23 protein-coding genes are annotated in these 13628 nt (G+C 38.7%); all 23 read right to left on the bottom strand.

Going from position 1 to position 13628, the window contains the following annotated elements:
- Positions 1–7 precede the first annotated feature (7 nt).
- Positions 8–805 (bottom strand): acetylglutamate kinase, encoded by a 798-nt coding sequence (gene argB, locus ABFX33_RS26310; RefSeq protein WP_120261725.1) that lies wholly within the window; start codon positions 803–805, stop codon positions 8–10.
- Positions 806–857: 52 nt separating this feature from the next.
- Positions 858–1820 (bottom strand): Rossmann-fold NAD(P)-binding domain-containing protein, encoded by a 963-nt coding sequence (locus ABFX33_RS26305; RefSeq protein ID WP_120261726.1) that lies wholly within the window; start codon positions 1818–1820, stop codon positions 858–860.
- A 139-nt stretch (positions 1821–1959) separates the two neighbouring features.
- Positions 1960–3105 carry an aspartate aminotransferase family protein gene (locus tag ABFX33_RS26300; protein WP_346089250.1) on the bottom strand — a complete coding sequence of 382 codons (1146 nt, stop codon included), beginning with the start codon at positions 3103–3105 and terminating at the stop codon, positions 1960–1962.
- A 157-nt stretch (positions 3106–3262) separates the two neighbouring features.
- On the bottom strand, positions 3263–3769 hold the full coding sequence (rplQ, locus tag ABFX33_RS26295) for a 50S ribosomal protein L17 (protein WP_077438110.1): 507 nt from the start codon (positions 3767–3769) through the stop codon (positions 3263–3265).
- Between the two features lie 131 nt (positions 3770–3900).
- The gene (locus ABFX33_RS26290) at positions 3901–4893 is read right to left on the bottom strand and encodes a DNA-directed RNA polymerase subunit alpha (RefSeq protein ID WP_077438111.1); all 993 of its coding nucleotides are present in this window, start codon (positions 4891–4893) and stop codon (positions 3901–3903) included.
- A 96-nt stretch (positions 4894–4989) separates the two neighbouring features.
- Entirely contained in the window at positions 4990–5598 is a 609-nt protein-coding gene (rpsD, locus tag ABFX33_RS26285) for a 30S ribosomal protein S4 (protein ID WP_223584518.1), read from the bottom strand.
- Positions 5599–5658: 60 nt separating this feature from the next.
- Positions 5659–6048, bottom strand: coding sequence for a 30S ribosomal protein S11 (gene rpsK / locus ABFX33_RS26280; RefSeq protein WP_046674885.1), 390 nt, complete (start codon positions 6046–6048; stop codon positions 5659–5661).
- 10 nt (positions 6049–6058) lie between these two features.
- The gene (rpsM, locus tag ABFX33_RS26275; protein ID WP_120261730.1) at positions 6059–6436 is read right to left on the bottom strand and encodes a 30S ribosomal protein S13; all 378 of its coding nucleotides are present in this window, start codon (positions 6434–6436) and stop codon (positions 6059–6061) included.
- Positions 6437–6466: 30 nt separating this feature from the next.
- Entirely contained in the window at positions 6467–6583 is a 117-nt protein-coding gene (gene ykgO, locus ABFX33_RS26270; protein WP_013665024.1) for a type B 50S ribosomal protein L36, read from the bottom strand.
- Positions 6584–6628: 45 nt separating this feature from the next.
- Positions 6629–6847, bottom strand: coding sequence for a translation initiation factor IF-1 (gene infA, locus ABFX33_RS26265; protein WP_002997456.1), 219 nt, complete (start codon positions 6845–6847; stop codon positions 6629–6631).
- Positions 6848–6921: 74 nt separating this feature from the next.
- On the bottom strand, positions 6922–7704 hold the full coding sequence (gene map, locus ABFX33_RS26260; protein WP_104385207.1) for a type I methionyl aminopeptidase: 783 nt from the start codon (positions 7702–7704) through the stop codon (positions 6922–6924).
- Between the two features lie 9 nt (positions 7705–7713).
- Positions 7714–9051 carry a preprotein translocase subunit SecY gene (gene secY / locus ABFX33_RS26255; RefSeq protein WP_108636196.1) on the bottom strand — a complete coding sequence of 446 codons (1338 nt, stop codon included), beginning with the start codon at positions 9049–9051 and terminating at the stop codon, positions 7714–7716.
- A gap of 3 nt (positions 9052–9054) precedes the next feature.
- The gene (gene rplO, locus ABFX33_RS26250) at positions 9055–9501 is read right to left on the bottom strand and encodes a 50S ribosomal protein L15 (RefSeq protein ID WP_120261731.1); all 447 of its coding nucleotides are present in this window, start codon (positions 9499–9501) and stop codon (positions 9055–9057) included.
- Positions 9502–9620: 119 nt separating this feature from the next.
- Positions 9621–9800, bottom strand: coding sequence for a 50S ribosomal protein L30 (rpmD, locus tag ABFX33_RS26245; RefSeq protein WP_046674880.1), 180 nt, complete (start codon positions 9798–9800; stop codon positions 9621–9623).
- 5 nt (positions 9801–9805) lie between these two features.
- On the bottom strand, positions 9806–10324 hold the full coding sequence (gene rpsE / locus ABFX33_RS26240; RefSeq protein ID WP_104385209.1) for a 30S ribosomal protein S5: 519 nt from the start codon (positions 10322–10324) through the stop codon (positions 9806–9808).
- Positions 10325–10336: 12 nt separating this feature from the next.
- The gene (rplR, locus tag ABFX33_RS26235; RefSeq protein WP_120261732.1) at positions 10337–10690 is read right to left on the bottom strand and encodes a 50S ribosomal protein L18; all 354 of its coding nucleotides are present in this window, start codon (positions 10688–10690) and stop codon (positions 10337–10339) included.
- A 5-nt stretch (positions 10691–10695) separates the two neighbouring features.
- Positions 10696–11250 (bottom strand): 50S ribosomal protein L6, encoded by a 555-nt coding sequence (rplF, locus tag ABFX33_RS26230; RefSeq protein ID WP_257094573.1) that lies wholly within the window; start codon positions 11248–11250, stop codon positions 10696–10698.
- A 21-nt stretch (positions 11251–11271) separates the two neighbouring features.
- Positions 11272–11670: a 30S ribosomal protein S8 gene (rpsH, locus tag ABFX33_RS26225; RefSeq protein WP_046674876.1), complete on the bottom strand. Its 399-nt coding sequence runs from the start codon at positions 11668–11670 to the stop codon at positions 11272–11274.
- A gap of 139 nt (positions 11671–11809) precedes the next feature.
- Positions 11810–12079, bottom strand: coding sequence for a 30S ribosomal protein S14 (rpsN, locus tag ABFX33_RS26220; RefSeq protein WP_028071569.1), 270 nt, complete (start codon positions 12077–12079; stop codon positions 11810–11812).
- A complete protein-coding gene (gene rplE, locus ABFX33_RS26215; RefSeq protein ID WP_046674875.1) occupies positions 12072–12641 on the bottom strand; it encodes a 50S ribosomal protein L5 in 570 nt (189 codons plus the stop codon). The genes rpsN and rplE overlap by 8 nt, the downstream gene beginning before the upstream one ends.
- The gene (gene rplX, locus ABFX33_RS26210) at positions 12641–12988 is read right to left on the bottom strand and encodes a 50S ribosomal protein L24 (RefSeq protein ID WP_104385211.1); all 348 of its coding nucleotides are present in this window, start codon (positions 12986–12988) and stop codon (positions 12641–12643) included. Before rplX ends, rplE begins: the two co-directional genes overlap by 1 nt.
- A 2-nt stretch (positions 12989–12990) precedes the next feature.
- Positions 12991–13359, bottom strand: coding sequence for a 50S ribosomal protein L14 (gene rplN, locus ABFX33_RS26205; RefSeq protein ID WP_104385212.1), 369 nt, complete (start codon positions 13357–13359; stop codon positions 12991–12993).
- 1 nt (position 13360) lies between these two features.
- On the bottom strand, positions 13361–13615 hold the full coding sequence (gene rpsQ / locus ABFX33_RS26200) for a 30S ribosomal protein S17 (RefSeq protein WP_046674872.1): 255 nt from the start codon (positions 13613–13615) through the stop codon (positions 13361–13363).
- Positions 13616–13628: the final 13 nt, after the last annotated feature.

Below are 13628 nucleotides of genomic sequence, written 5' to 3'. Positions count from 1 at the left end.
TACATGATTACTTTAATGTCAAGCAGGTACCAAATTGTCCTTGTTGGAACAAGTGCAAATTATTGGCATGACCAATATATACCTCCTGAACACCTTTATTTATTGCATTAAATGCATTTTGTAGTTTCGGAATCATACCATCATTGACAATTCCCGATTCTTTGAGATATTCAAATTCTTCGGATTTAATCGTTGGTATAACCGAGTTTTCATCTGTCACATCGCGTAACACACCATTTTTCTCGAAACAATAGACCAATGACGTTTCATATAAAGACGCCAGGGAGACCGCTAACGAAGAGGCAATAGTATCAGCATTGGTGTTAAGCAGCTGTCCTAAACCATTATGAGTGATGGCAGAGAATACAGGAATAAAACCTGCTTCCAGGAATTTTTTTATCGCTAGTGTATTCACAGAATCATGCAATAAATCCCCTACAAAACCATAGTCAATATCCTTGACAGGACGTTTTATAGCCTTTATCACATCGCCATCAGCACCAGTTAAACCTACAGCGTCACATTTTAATTTTTGTAATTTGGCAACGATGGTTTTATTTGTTAATCCAGCATATACCATCGTGACTATACGTAGCATATCCTCGTCCGTCACTCTACGGCCTTCAACCATTTGAGCTTGTACACCAAGCTCGCTTGCCAAACGTGTTGCAATTTTACCACCGCCATGCACTAGGATCTTCTTCCCAGACAATGCAGAAAATTTCTCTAAAAAAGAATCTAACAGACGCTCATCATCGATAATATTTCCGCCAATTTTTATAATATTTAATACACTATTAGCCATTACGCAACTTTTCCCAAATAAAAATAGTTTCTCAATAATCAAAAGATCGGTCTTAGACTAGATCTTCCAGCATTCGTTTTAAAACAACCTGAGCTGCCCAGACACGATTACTTGCCTCTTTAATAACCAACGAGTTCGGTCCATCCAAAATCTCAGATGACAACTCCAGATCCCGTCTGACAGGCAAACAATGCATGACCTTCGCATCATTTGTCAAAGACAGTTTTTCATTATCCATCATCCAATCCTCGTCTACCGTATATACCTCGCCATATTCCTGATAGGATGACCAGTTTTTCACATAAACAAAATCAGCGTCTTTCAGGCTTTCATTTAAATTCGTTGAAATCGTAGCTCCCTTTGTAAAATCCTTGCTCAGTTCATAACCCATAGGTTGTGCAATCGTAAACTCTACAAGCCCTTCTTCCTGTGCCTTACACATCCACTCTGCAAAGGAATTCGGCACAGCTTGTGGCAAAGCTTTCACATGCGGAGCCCAAGCCAATACAACCTTTGGTTTCGCCGTCTTCTTATGCTCGGTAATGGTAATGATATCCGTCAAACTCTGTAATGGATGACGTGTGGCACTTTCCAAAGAAACAACAGGGACACCACAATATTTAATAAATTTATTGAATAGATCCTCGCTGTAGTCCTCCTCTCGGTCCTTTAGCTTCGGAAAAGATCGCAATCCAAGTATATCGCAATATTCGCCCATGACCGCTGCCGCCTCGCGGATATGCTCAACAGTACTGCCGTTCATCACGACACCATCCTGTGTCTCCAATGCCCAACCATCCTTGTCCATATTCATGACCATCACATTCATCCCCAAGTTCATCGCCGCTTTTTGGGTACTCAGACGAGTACGCAAGCTGGGGTTTAAAAACACAAGACCCAAGGTCTTATGTTTACCAAGATCTTGATTATCATAAGGTGCCGCTTTTAGCGCTAACGCCTCCTGGACAACATCTGCTACACTGGATACGTCTTTTACAGAGAAAAACTTTTTCATCTATATAAATCATTTATGGGGGTATTTTCTATGGCACAACACACTGTGCTACCCACTTGTTTATTTATGCGGATGGAACACTCCAGATTGATCGTCCCTGATATCAGGAGGCCAGTCTGGATTATTTCATCTATTATCTTTAAGCGACTACAACCGCCTTTATATGTTCTTTTAATGCCAATAAAAACTGATCAGCATGCTCTTTTGTAATATTCAATGCTGGAAGCAAGCGAATAACATTCGGTTTAGCCTCCCCCGTAAAAATACGATTCTTTAATAAAAGATCTTTCTTTACATGTGCCAAAGATGCTGGAAGTTCAATGCCGATCATTAATCCTCTTCCCCTCACTTCTACAATCTCTTCAATTTTCTTTAGTTCGTCAATGAGATACTGTCCTACAGCATTCGCATTCTCCATCAAACGATCCTGTTGGATGACCTCCAAAACAGCCAAAGCCGCGGCACAGGCCAGATGATTGCCGCCAAAGGTTGTCCCCAAACTACCATGGGAAGCTTTAAACTTAGGAGAGATACTGATTGCACCAATAGGAAAACCATTCCCCATTCCTTTTGCCATCGTGTATATATCCGCATCTACTCCAGAATAATCCTGTGCATAGAAAGAGCCTGTCCGACCATAGCCACATTGTACCTCATCAGCAATAAATACGGCATTATATTGGTCACAAAGTGAGCGGATCAATTGAAGAAAGGCAACGGATGCTTCCCTAATTCCACCAACACCTTGAATACTTTCGATAACAACAGAAGATATTTCCTCACCATAAGCTGAAAATGCTTCCTTTAGTGCATCCTCATCATTGAAAGGAAGAAAAACAACGTTCTCTGTTTCGTTAATAGGCGCAACAATACTCGGGTTGTCCGTAGCAGCTACAGCCAACGACGTTCTACCGTGGAAAGATTTCGAGAATGCAATCACCTTTTTTCTTTTATTATAAAAGGAAGCAAGCTTCAATGCATTTTCATTCGCTTCAGCGCCAGAATTACAAAGGAATAAGTCATAATCAACCTTACCAGATACTTCGCCAAGCAATCGTGCAAGTTCACGCTGAATTGGAATTTCAACAGAATTAGAATAGAATCCGATACGATTCAACTGCTCCGTAATACGTTGCACATAGTGGGGATGCGTGTGTCCGATCGATATCACGGCATGGCCACCATACAAGTCCAAATAAGCATTTCCTTCGGCATCCCACACCGTAGATCCATTAGCTTTAACTATGTTAATGGGATTAATGGGATAAACATCAAATGGTTTCATCTTAATGAATTATAGATTGATAAACGAAATAGCTTGTATTAGAAAAAGCTATCAGATTTTAGCATTACAAATATATCAGTTATAACGGTAGGAATGGTCATAAAATAAAAAAAGTCCCCTTAAAAAGAGGACTTTTTCTATGATAACGGGAACAATATTATTCTCCGTCAACTTTTTCTTCACCTTCTACTTCAGCTTTTACTTCCGCAGGAGCTTCAGTTTCAGCAGGAGCAGCAGCTTTTTTAGCACCGCCACGACGACGAGTAGCTTTTTTCTCAGCTGCAGCAGCTTTTTTACCGTAGATTTCGTTGTAATCAACTAGCTCGATGAAAGCCATTTCTGCGTTATCACCTAAACGGTTTTCCATTTTGATGATACGAGTGTAGCCACCTGGACGGTTAGCTACTTTTTCAGAAATTTCGCGGAACAAGATAGAAACTGCGTCTTTATCTTTCAAATAAGCGAATACTGTACGACGAGAGTGTGTTGTGTCGTTTTTAGATTTAGTAATCAAAGGCTCAACGTAAGTACGCAACGCTTTAGCTTTAGCCAAAGTTGTAGTGATACGTTTGTGTAGGATTAATGATGTTGCCATGTTAGCCAACATTGCTTTTCTATGGCTATCCGTACGGCCTAAGTGATTTACTTTTTTTCCGTGTCTCATTTTGATTTTATTATACTATATGTACCGTTCTTGTTTTACCTAAATTGCTAAACCTTTCAGAGGCAATACGCCCATCTTCTTCAGCAATCGACTTCAAGAGGAATTACATATAGTGGTCGCTTAATAAATTATTATTCTTCGTCTAATTTATATTTTGCTAAGTTCATTCCGAATGATAAACCTTTAGATTTAACCAATTCTTGGATTTCACTTAACGATTTTTTACCGAAGTTCCTGAATTTCAACATATCAGCTACGTCGTAAGTTACCAACTCAGCTAATGTGCGAATATCAGCAGCTTTCAAACAATTCAATGCACGCACTGAAAGGTCAAGGTCTACTAATTCAGTTTTCAAAATCTTACGCATATGCAAGATTTCTTCATCGACTACTTTAGTTTCTTCTTTCGTTTGAGACTCCAGAAGCATATTCTCATCAGAGAATAAAATAAAGTGTTGAATTAAGATCTTAGCAGCCTCTTTTAAAGCTTCTTCGGGGTGAATTGAGCCATCTGTAGAAATATCTAACAACAACTTCTCGTAGTCAGTTTTTTGCTCTACACGGTAATTCTCAATGGTATATTTAACATTCTTGATCGGAGTAAAGATCGAATCGATAGCGATAACACCTACTGGAGCGTCAGTCACTTTATTCTCATCTGCATTTACATATCCACGACCTTTAGCAATACTCAATTCCAATTCAATTGTCACTGCGTTATCCATGTTACAGATTACTAAGTCTGGATTTAAGACAGTAAAGTTATTAGAGAATTTTGTGATATCACCAGCTAAGAATTGTTCTTGACCATTGATTACTACAAATACCTTTTCGTTGTCGCCAATCTCACCTGTTTTTTTGAAACGGATTTGTTTCAAGTTCAAGATAATTTCAGTTACGTCTTCAACAACACCTTTGATCGTTGAAAATTCGTGCGAAACGCCAGAAAACCTTATCGACGTAATTGCATATCCTTCTAACGAGGACAATAGAATACGGCGCAAAGCATTACCAATGGTTACACCAAAACCAGGCTCCAATGGACGAAATTCAAACGTACCATCAAAATCCGTAGATTTTTGCATGATAACTTTATCCGGTCTTTGAAATGCTAAAATTGCCATTTATTTTCTTTTAATGTTTTATTTGTAATAATAATTGTAATACAATAGAAAGATGCATACCCCAAAAATGGACTATGCATACTTCTATTTTATTTATTATTTAGAGTATAACTCAACGATTAAGTTCTCTTTGATGTTTTCAGGAATATCAGATCTTTCTGGATAGCTTAAGAAAGTACCTGTCAATTCTTTCGCATTCCACTCTAACCAAGAAAATTTATTTACAGTACGACCTGCAACTGAATTTGTGATGGCTTCAAGAGTTTGAGAACGTTCACGAACTGCTACAACGTCACCTGGACGCAAGCTATATGATGGAATGTTAACAACGCTTCCGTTAACAGTAATGTGTTTGTGAGATACCAACTGACGAGCAGCGGCACGAGAAGTAGCAATACCTAAACGGTAAACTACGTTGTCCAAGCGAGCTTCAAGTAATTTCAAGAAGATCTCACCTGTAATACCTTGTTTAGAGGCAGCTTTAACAAATAAGTTTGCGAACTGACGCTCCAATACACCGTAAGTGTATTTTGCTTTTTGTTTTTCTAACAACTGAATAGCGTATTCAGATTGTTTACCTCTGCGTTTAGAAGCCCCGTGTTGTCCAGGAGGGTAATTTTTCTTTTCTAACGCTTTATCTGGGCCGAAGATCGGCTCTCTAAATTTACGGGCAATTTTGGACTTAGGTCCTGTATATCTAGCCATTTTCTTTTACAATTAAAGTATCTATCAGCCTATAGCCGATGAATCTTATCTTTAAATTAATTAAACTCTTCTGCGTTTTGGAGGACGACAACCGTTGTGAGGAAGTGGAGTGATATCCTTGATAGTAGTCACATCGATTCCTACAGTTTGTAATGTTCTGATTGCCGATTCGCGACCAGCACCAGGTCCTTTAACAAACACTTCAACTTTGCGTAAACCCAAATCATGAGCAACTTTTCCACAATCTTGTGCAGCCTGACCAGCAGCGTATGGAGTGTTCTTTTTAGAACCACGGAAACCCATTTTACCAGCACTAGACCAAGAAATAGTTTGTCCTTGATTGTTAGTCAAAGTTACAATGATATTGTTAAACGTTGCGTTAATGTGAGCCTGACCTACAGGTTCAATAACAACGATACGCTTTTTTGCAGCTTTTTTAGTTTTAGCCATTTCTTATTTATTATTTAGTAGCTTTTTTCTTGTTTGCAACTGTCTTACGTTTACCTTTACGAGTACGTGAGTTATTTTTAGTACGTTGACCACGAACTGGTAAGTGTTTACGGTGACGCAATCCACGGTAACAACCGATATCCATTAAACGTTTGATGTTTAATTGAACTTCAGAACGCAATGCACCTTCTACTTTCAATTCGTCGTTGATGATGCTACGAATTGCTGCCAATTGCTCATCATTCCACTCTTGTACCTTCACATCTTCGCTGATACCAGCTTTTTCCAAGATATATTCAGCTCTTGTACGACCGATACCAAAAATATAGGTAAGGCCGATCACACCTCTTTTGTTTTTAGGTAAATCAATACCTGCTATCCTTGCCATATAATATTAAGCTATTATTTTTTTAATGAATTAACCCTGACGTTGTTTAAACTTAGGGTTCTTTTTGTTGATTACAAAAACTTTACCTTTACGACGGATGATCTTACAGTCCGCGCTACGTTTTTTTATTGATGCTCTTACTTTCATGATATTTATTTTTTCAAAAGCTTGCGCTAATTAAAAGGCTTACGACTATTTATAGCGGTAAGTGATCCTTCCCTTAGTCAAATCATACGGAGACATTTCCAATTTAACTTTATCCCCAGGTAAAATTTTGATATAGTGCATACGCATTTTACCAGAAATATGGGCAATGATTTCATGTCCATTTTCCAACTCTACCCTAAACATAGCATTAGAAAGTGCCTCTCTAATTATACCGTCTTGTTCTATTGAGGCTTGTTTAGCCATATATTCTCGATTAAATTTAATTTAAAAGCCTGCGAACAGGAGTGCAAAGATAAATAAAAATAATTGAAAACCAACTACTTTTTGTTCAAAACTTTCTCTACATGTTCGAATGTCAGCAACACATCTGGTTCTCCTTTTCGGATTGCAACCATCTGTTCGAAGTGCGCCGATAACTTCCCATCTACTGTACTTACAGTCCAACCATCATCCCAAAAACGAACACCTGCGCGTCCTGCATTGATCATCGGTTCGATACAAATAACCAAACCTTCTTCCAATTTTGGACCTGCGCCACGTTTTCCGTAATTCGGAACCTCAGGTTTCTCATGTAAATGATATCCAACGCCATGTCCGACCAGTTCGCGCACAATTCCGAAACCGAATTTGCTCACGTACTCTTGAACCGCAGAGGAAATATCCCCAACACGTTTACCGGCCACAGCCTGTTCAACACCTTTGTACAATGATTCCTTTGTGACATCCAACAACAATTGCGCTTCCTCAGAAATTTCACCAACACCAAAAGTGTAGGCTGAATCACTGATAAAACCGTTCAAATTGACACCCCCATCGACAGAAACAAGATCACCATCTTTAATTTCGTAATCGCTAGGAAAACCGTGTACAATCTGATCGTTGACAGAGATGCACAAAGAGTATGGAAATCCATGATAATTTAAGAACGCTGGCGTTCCACCGTTATCATGAATATACTCATAAGCTAATTTATCAAGAGATATAGTTTTTACCCCAGGTTTAATCACTTTTGCGATTTCACCAAGCAATTGCGAAAGCACATCTGCTGACTTCCGCAATTGCTCTATATCATCTGCTGACTTATAAAATACTTTAGACATCTAAAGAAATTAAATTGCCGAATGATCCATTCCCTCTACAGACGCGGCCGAACGACCTTTAATACGACCTGTTTTCATCAATCCATCGTAATGACGCATCAATAAATGAGATTCGATCTGTTGCAAAGTATCCAACACCACACCTACTAAAATCAATAAGGACGTACCTCCGTAGAAGTGCGCAAATTGATTATTAATACCAAACAAACTTGCAATAGCAGGTAGAATAGCAATGATCGCTAGGAAAATTGCACCTGGAAATGTAATATTTGATATTACGCGGTCTATAAAATTACTAGTTTCCAATCCCGGTTTAATACCTGGGACAAAACCTCCGTTTTTCTTCATGTCATCTGACATCTGTTGTGGATTAACCATGATCGCTGTATAGAAGAACGTAAATGCGATAATTAACACCGCAAAAGTCACGTTGTACGCTACAGAAGTATAGTTACTCAACGAAGTCAAAAATTCCGACTGAAGATTTGGGAAGAACTGTCCTAAACTCATCGGCACAAACATAATTGCCTGTGCAAAAATGATTGGCATTACACCTGCAGCATTTACCTTTAACGGTATATACTGACGTACTCCACCGACTTGCTTGTTTCCAACGATTTTCTTCGCGTATTGTACAGGGATCTTACGAACCCCTTGTACGATCAAGATCGTAAAGATCACAACGAAAAACAAAGCCACAAATTCAAGCAACAATGGAATTGGACCACCACCACCTTTCGCCATTCTAGAAACCCATTCCGCAGTGATACCACTTGGCAATTGAGCGATAATACCAGTCATGATGATCAAAGAAATACCATTACCGATACCTTTATCAGTAATTTTTTCCCCTAACCACATCACAAATAAAGTACCGCCTGTCAAAACTATGGCAGTCAGAATCGTGAACAATGGGTCAGCGATTGTCTTAGCACTTGGCTCGATCTGAGTACGTACATAAGCAAAAGCTTGAAGCAAAGTAATCCCTAATGTTAAATAGCGAGTAATCTGATTCATTTTTTGACGACCACTTTCCCCTTCTTTCTGCATCTTTTGGAAGTAAGGAACCGCGATGCCCAACAATTGAACAACAATGGATGCCGAGATATATGGCATTACCCCTAACGCAAAGATAGCTGAACGAGAGAACGAGCCCCCCGCAAACATATCCAATAGGCCCAATAAACCCTCTTTTTGACCGGAAGCCAAAGCTTGAGGATTTACACCTGGTAATACCACGTGACATCCAATACGGTAAATCAAAAGAAAAAGTAAGGTATTTAGAATACGCGTACGTAAATCATCGATTTTCCAAATATTGGTTAAGGTTGTGATTAGTTTCTTCATTTATTAAATTTTAACGATAGAACCGCCTGCAGCTTCGATAGCTTTTTGAGCAGAAGCAGTAAACGCGTGCGCTGTTACTTCAACTTTAGCTTTCAATTCACCGCGACCCAAGATTTTTACTTTGTCATTTTTAGACACTAATCCATGAGCTTTCAATGCATCGAAATCTACAGCCGTCAAATTGAATTTCTCGATCAACGCTTGCAAAGTATCTAGGTTGACACCATTGTACTCAACACGGTTGATGTTTTTGAAACCAAATTTAGGTACACGACGTTGCAAAGGCATCTGACCACCTTCGAAACCGATTTTCGTAGAGTGACCTGAACGAGAACCAGCACCTTTGTGACCACGTGTAGAAGTACCACCACGACCAGAACCAGTACCACGACCGATACGTTTGCTACCTTTTACTGCACCTTTTGCAGGTTTTAAATTACTTAAGTTCATTTTTAAACTAAATTGTGCTAGCCCTTCGCTCTCACTAAACAGGTACTAGCGATTAAAAAATAATGATTATTAATAACAAGTAATGGAAAGAGCCCAAAGACCCTTTCCATATGCTAATATTAAATAGTTTCGATAGCTACTAAATGGTTTACTTTACGTACCATTCCAATGATTGATGGAGTAGCTTCAACTTCTACTGAGTGGTTGATTCTTTTCAAACCTAATGCCTCAATAGTTTTCTTTTGGCGCTCGCTTCTGTCGATAACGCTCTTTATCTGGGTGATTTTGATTTTTGCCATGATAATTAACCGTTAAATACTTTATTCAAATCGACACCGCGGTGTTGTGCCACTGTATATGCATCACGCATGTTTGCTAAAGCAGTTACAGTTGCTTTTACCACGTTGTGTGGGTTAGAAGAACCTAATGATTTAGCCAATACGTCTTTGATACCAGCAGACTCCAATACTGCACGCATTGCACCACCTGCCAAAACTCCTGTACCACCTACAGCTGGTTTAATCAAAACTGAACCACCAGAATATTTACCATATTGTGCGTGAGGAACAGTACCTTTGATTACAGGAACTTTCACTAAATTTTTCTTTGCGTCGTCGATACCTTTAGTGATAGCTTCAGTTACCTCTTTCGCTTTACCTAAACCGTAACCAACGATACCGTTTTCATCACCTACTACAACAATTGCAGAGAAGCTGAAAGTACGACCACCTTTAGTAACTTTAGCTACACGTTGGATACTTACTAAGCGATCTTTCAATTCAATTTCGCTTGATTTTACTCTTTTTATATTGCTTAATGCCATTTCTTTCTAAGATTAAAAGTCTAAACCGCCTTCGCGAGCACCTTCAGCCAAAGATTTGATACGGCCATGGTATAAGTACCCATTACGGTCAAAAACTACTTTATTAATACCTGCTGCTACTGCTTTTTCAGCAACCAATTTACCTACAGCTTTAGATTGATCAACTTTGTTACCAGATGCAACAAAATCTTTTGACAAGCTAGATGCAGCAACTAATGTTTTACCTGCATTGTCATCAATGATTTGCGCATAGATACCTTTGTTACTTCTAAAAACCGATAAACGTGGACGTTCAGACGTTCCAGCAAGGTTTTTTCTGATTCCTTTTTTGATTCTCTCTCTACGAGATGCTTTTTGTCCTGCCATGATTATTATTTTTTAGCTGATTTACCTGCTTTTCTTCTCAACACTTCGCCTTCAAACTTGATACCTTTTCCTTTGTAAGGTTCTGGTTTACGGAAGCCACGGATTTTAGCCGCGATCTGACCGATCAATTGTTTGTCAGCACATTCTAAAGTGATTGTAGGGTTTTTACCTTTTTCAGCAGTAGTTGATACTTTAACTTCATTTGGCAATACAAAAACAATCTGGTGAGAGAAACCTAAAGTTAACTCTAATACATTACCAGTACTTGTAGCACGGTAACCTACACCGACTAACTCTTGAGTAGTTTTGTAACCTTCAGTCACACCTTGAACCATGTTGTTCAACAGGGAACGGTATAGACCGTGTAATGCTTTGTGTTTCTTTTGATCAGTTGGACGTGTCACGACGATATTGCCTTCTTCTTGAGCAATATTGATGTCACGGTCAACTTGTTGTGTTAATTCGCCTTTAGGACCTTTTACTGAAACTAAGTTTTTGTCCGAAATAGTAACAGTTACCCCAGCAGGGATAGCGATAGGCGCTTTTCCAATTCTTGACATTTCTTTGTGCTTTTACCTAGATTAATAAACGTAACATAAAACTTCACCACCAACATTTTGAAGTCTAGCTTCTTTATCTGTCATTACACCTTTAGATGTTGACAAGATAGCAATACCTAAACCATTCAAAACACGAGGCATAGTATCAACGCTTGCATACTTTCTTAAACCAGGTTTACTCACACGTGTCAACGTACGAATAGCCGGAATTTTGCTAATTGGGTTATATTTCAATGCGATTTTGATCGTACCCTGTACGCCATTCTCATCGAATTTGTAATTAGCAATGTAACCTTTGTCAAAAAGAACTTTAGTGATTTCTTTTTTAAGGTTCGATGCAGGAATTTCAACAACCCTGTGGTTGGCCTTGATGGCATTCCTTACTCGTGTAAGGTAATCCGCAATTGGATCTGTAGTCATTATATATGAAAATTTGTGACAGCGGTTTCCCTCCCAACCATTGGTATGGGACCTTCTATCTGTTAAACAATTTTAAAATGCAAAAACCCCGGCAATCCCTAGTAGAATTGCCCGGGCAAAATTAAGTATTTTTTTTTAATTACCAAGAAGCTTTTTTCACCCCTGGGATCTTGCCATCTAAAGCCATCTCACGGAAAGTTACACGAGAGATACCGAATTGACGCATATATCCTTTAGGACGGCCAGTCAATTTACAACGGTTGTGTAAACGTACCGGAGAAGCATTTTTAGGTAATTTATCTAATGCAACGTAATCGCCAGCAGCTTTTAATTCTGCACGTTTTGCCGCATATTTAGCTACCAATTTAGCGCGTTTTACTTCGCGTGCTTTTAATCCTTCCTTAGCCATTGTTATTAGTATTTTGATTTTTAAATGGTAAACCGAACTGCTTCAACAATTCTAAAGCCTCAACATCATTTTGAGCAGAAGTCACGAAAGTGATATCCATACCTTGGATCTTGTTGATTTTATCAATGTTGATCTCAGGGAAAATGATTTGTTCAGTGATACCTAAGTTATAGTTACCACGTCCGTCAAAACCTTTATCGTTGATACCGCGGAAGTCACGAATACGTGGAAGCGATACTGCTACCAAACGATCCAAGAATTCAAACATGTTGTTATCACGTAAAGTAACGCGTGCCCCTACAGGCATGCCTTTACGCAATTTAAAGTTTGAAATATCTTTTTTCGATTTTGTAGCAACAGCTTGTTGACCTGTAATCAAAGTCAATTCTGCGATAGCGTTATCGATCAATTTCTTGTCAGCTGTTGCAGCTCCTACGCCTTGTGAAACAACGATTTTCTCAAGTTTAGGAACCTGCATAATACTTTTATACTGAAATTTTTCTTGAAGTGCTTTACGGATTTCCTCCGCATATTTCACTTTTAATCTTGGTACGTAAGTCATTATTTAATTTCCTCCCCTGATTTTTTAGCGTAACGAACTAATTTACCATCTGCATTTAACTTACGACCTACACGAGTAGTTTCACCCGTTTTAGGATCGATAACAGCTAAATTAGAGATGTGAATACCAGCTTCTTTCTCAATGATACCACCATTAGGATTAGCTGCACTTGGTTTAGTGTGTTTTTTTACGATGTTAGCGCCTTCAACGATAGCTCTATTTTTATCCACTAAAACAGTTAATACTTTTCCTTGAACACCTTTAGAGTTACCAGCGATAACTTTCACTAAATCACCTTTTTTAATTTTGATTTTGTGCGTAGTCGTTTTTGTTTTCTTGATTGCCATAATTATAAAACCTCCGGTGCTAGTGATACAATTTTCATGAACTGTTTCTCACGCAACTCTCTGGCAACAGGGCCAAAGATACGTGAGCCACGTGGCTCATCATTATTATTTAATAATACAGCGGCGTTGTCATCAAAACGGATATAAGAACCATCTTTACGACGGATTTCTTTTTTCGTTCTAACTACTACTGCTTTAGAAACGGAACCTTTTTTCACGTTTCCTGAAGGCATAGCGCTTTTCACCGATACAACAATCTTATCTCCGATTGATGCATAACGCTTACGCGTACCGCCCAATACACGGATTACTAAAACTTCTTTAGCACCGCTATTGTCAGCTACATTAAGTCTTGATTCTTGTTGTACCATGTTATTTAGCTCTTTCTATAATTTCAACTAATCTCCAGTTTTTTGTTTTACTCAGCGGACGAGTTTCCATGATTAATACCGTATCGCCGATACCGCAGGTATTAGTTTCGTCATGAGCTTTAAATTTAGTAGTTTTTTTAACGAACTTACCATAGATAGGGTGTTTTACTTTACGCTCAACACTTACTACAATAGATTTGTCCATTTTGTTGCTAACTACTAAGCCGATTCTTGTTTTTCTTAAATTTCTTTCCATTTCGACTTAATTT

The sequence above is a fragment of the Sphingobacterium ginsenosidimutans genome (assembly GCF_039536865.1).
GTDB classification, from domain to species: Bacteria; Bacteroidota; Bacteroidia; order Sphingobacteriales; family Sphingobacteriaceae; genus Sphingobacterium; species Sphingobacterium detergens.
Note: the sequence above shows the minus strand (reverse complement) of the source record. Positions and strands in the feature narration are given on the sequence as shown.

What these genes read in the sequence shown, in the direction of transcription:
- ABFX33_RS26300 (WP_346089250.1), bottom strand. Translation starts at nt 3,105, where the DNA reads ATGAAACCATTTGATGTTTATCCCATTAATCCCATTAACATAGTTAAA.
- rplF (WP_257094573.1), bottom strand. Translation starts at nt 11,250, where the DNA reads ATGTCAAGAATTGGAAAAGCGCCTATCGCTATCCCTGCTGGGGTAACT.
- argB (WP_120261725.1), bottom strand. Translation starts at nt 805, where the DNA reads ATGGCTAATAGTGTATTAAATATTATAAAAATTGGCGGAAATATTATC.
- rpsN (WP_028071569.1), bottom strand. Translation starts at nt 12,079, where the DNA reads ATGGCTAAGGAAGGATTAAAAGCACGCGAAGTAAAACGCGCTAAATTG.
- ykgO (WP_013665024.1), bottom strand. Translation starts at nt 6,583, where the DNA reads ATGAAAGTAAGAGCATCAATAAAAAAACGTAGCGCGGACTGTAAGATC.
- secY (WP_108636196.1), bottom strand. Translation starts at nt 9,051, where the DNA reads ATGAAGAAACTAATCACAACCTTAACCAATATTTGGAAAATCGATGAT.
- rplN (WP_104385212.1), bottom strand. Translation starts at nt 13,359, where the DNA reads ATGGTACAACAAGAATCAAGACTTAATGTAGCTGACAATAGCGGTGCT.
- rplR (WP_120261732.1), bottom strand. Translation starts at nt 10,690, where the DNA reads ATGGCAGGACAAAAAGCATCTCGTAGAGAGAGAATCAAAAAAGGAATC.
- ABFX33_RS26290 (WP_077438111.1), bottom strand. Translation starts at nt 4,893, where the DNA reads ATGGCAATTTTAGCATTTCAAAGACCGGATAAAGTTATCATGCAAAAA.
- infA (WP_002997456.1), bottom strand. Translation starts at nt 6,847, where the DNA reads ATGGCTAAACAAGCCTCAATAGAACAAGACGGTATAATTAGAGAGGCA.
- rpmD (WP_046674880.1), bottom strand. Translation starts at nt 9,800, where the DNA reads ATGGCAAAAATCAAAATCACCCAGATAAAGAGCGTTATCGACAGAAGC.
- rpsH (WP_046674876.1), bottom strand. Translation starts at nt 11,670, where the DNA reads ATGACTACAGATCCAATTGCGGATTACCTTACACGAGTAAGGAATGCC.
- rpsM (WP_120261730.1), bottom strand. Translation starts at nt 6,436, where the DNA reads ATGGCAAGGATAGCAGGTATTGATTTACCTAAAAACAAAAGAGGTGTG.
- rpsD (WP_223584518.1), bottom strand. Translation starts at nt 5,598, where the DNA reads ATGGCTAGATATACAGGACCTAAGTCCAAAATTGCCCGTAAATTTAGA.
- rpsK (WP_046674885.1), bottom strand. Translation starts at nt 6,048, where the DNA reads ATGGCTAAAACTAAAAAAGCTGCAAAAAAGCGTATCGTTGTTATTGAA.
- rpsE (WP_104385209.1), bottom strand. Translation starts at nt 10,324, where the DNA reads ATGGCATTAAGCAATATAAAAAGAGTAAAATCAAGCGAAATTGAATTG.
- rplX (WP_104385211.1), bottom strand. Translation starts at nt 12,988, where the DNA reads ATGGCAATCAAGAAAACAAAAACGACTACGCACAAAATCAAAATTAAA.
- ABFX33_RS26305 (WP_120261726.1), bottom strand. Translation starts at nt 1,820, where the DNA reads ATGAAAAAGTTTTTCTCTGTAAAAGACGTATCCAGTGTAGCAGATGTT.
- rplO (WP_120261731.1), bottom strand. Translation starts at nt 9,501, where the DNA reads ATGAACTTAAGTAATTTAAAACCTGCAAAAGGTGCAGTAAAAGGTAGC.
- map (WP_104385207.1), bottom strand. Translation starts at nt 7,704, where the DNA reads ATGTCTAAAGTATTTTATAAGTCAGCAGATGATATAGAGCAATTGCGG.
- rpsQ (WP_046674872.1), bottom strand. Translation starts at nt 13,615, where the DNA reads ATGGAAAGAAATTTAAGAAAAACAAGAATCGGCTTAGTAGTTAGCAAC.
- rplE (WP_046674875.1), bottom strand. Translation starts at nt 12,641, where the DNA reads ATGACTTACGTACCAAGATTAAAAGTGAAATATGCGGAGGAAATCCGT.
- rplQ (WP_077438110.1), bottom strand. Translation starts at nt 3,769, where the DNA reads ATGAGACACGGAAAAAAAGTAAATCACTTAGGCCGTACGGATAGCCAT.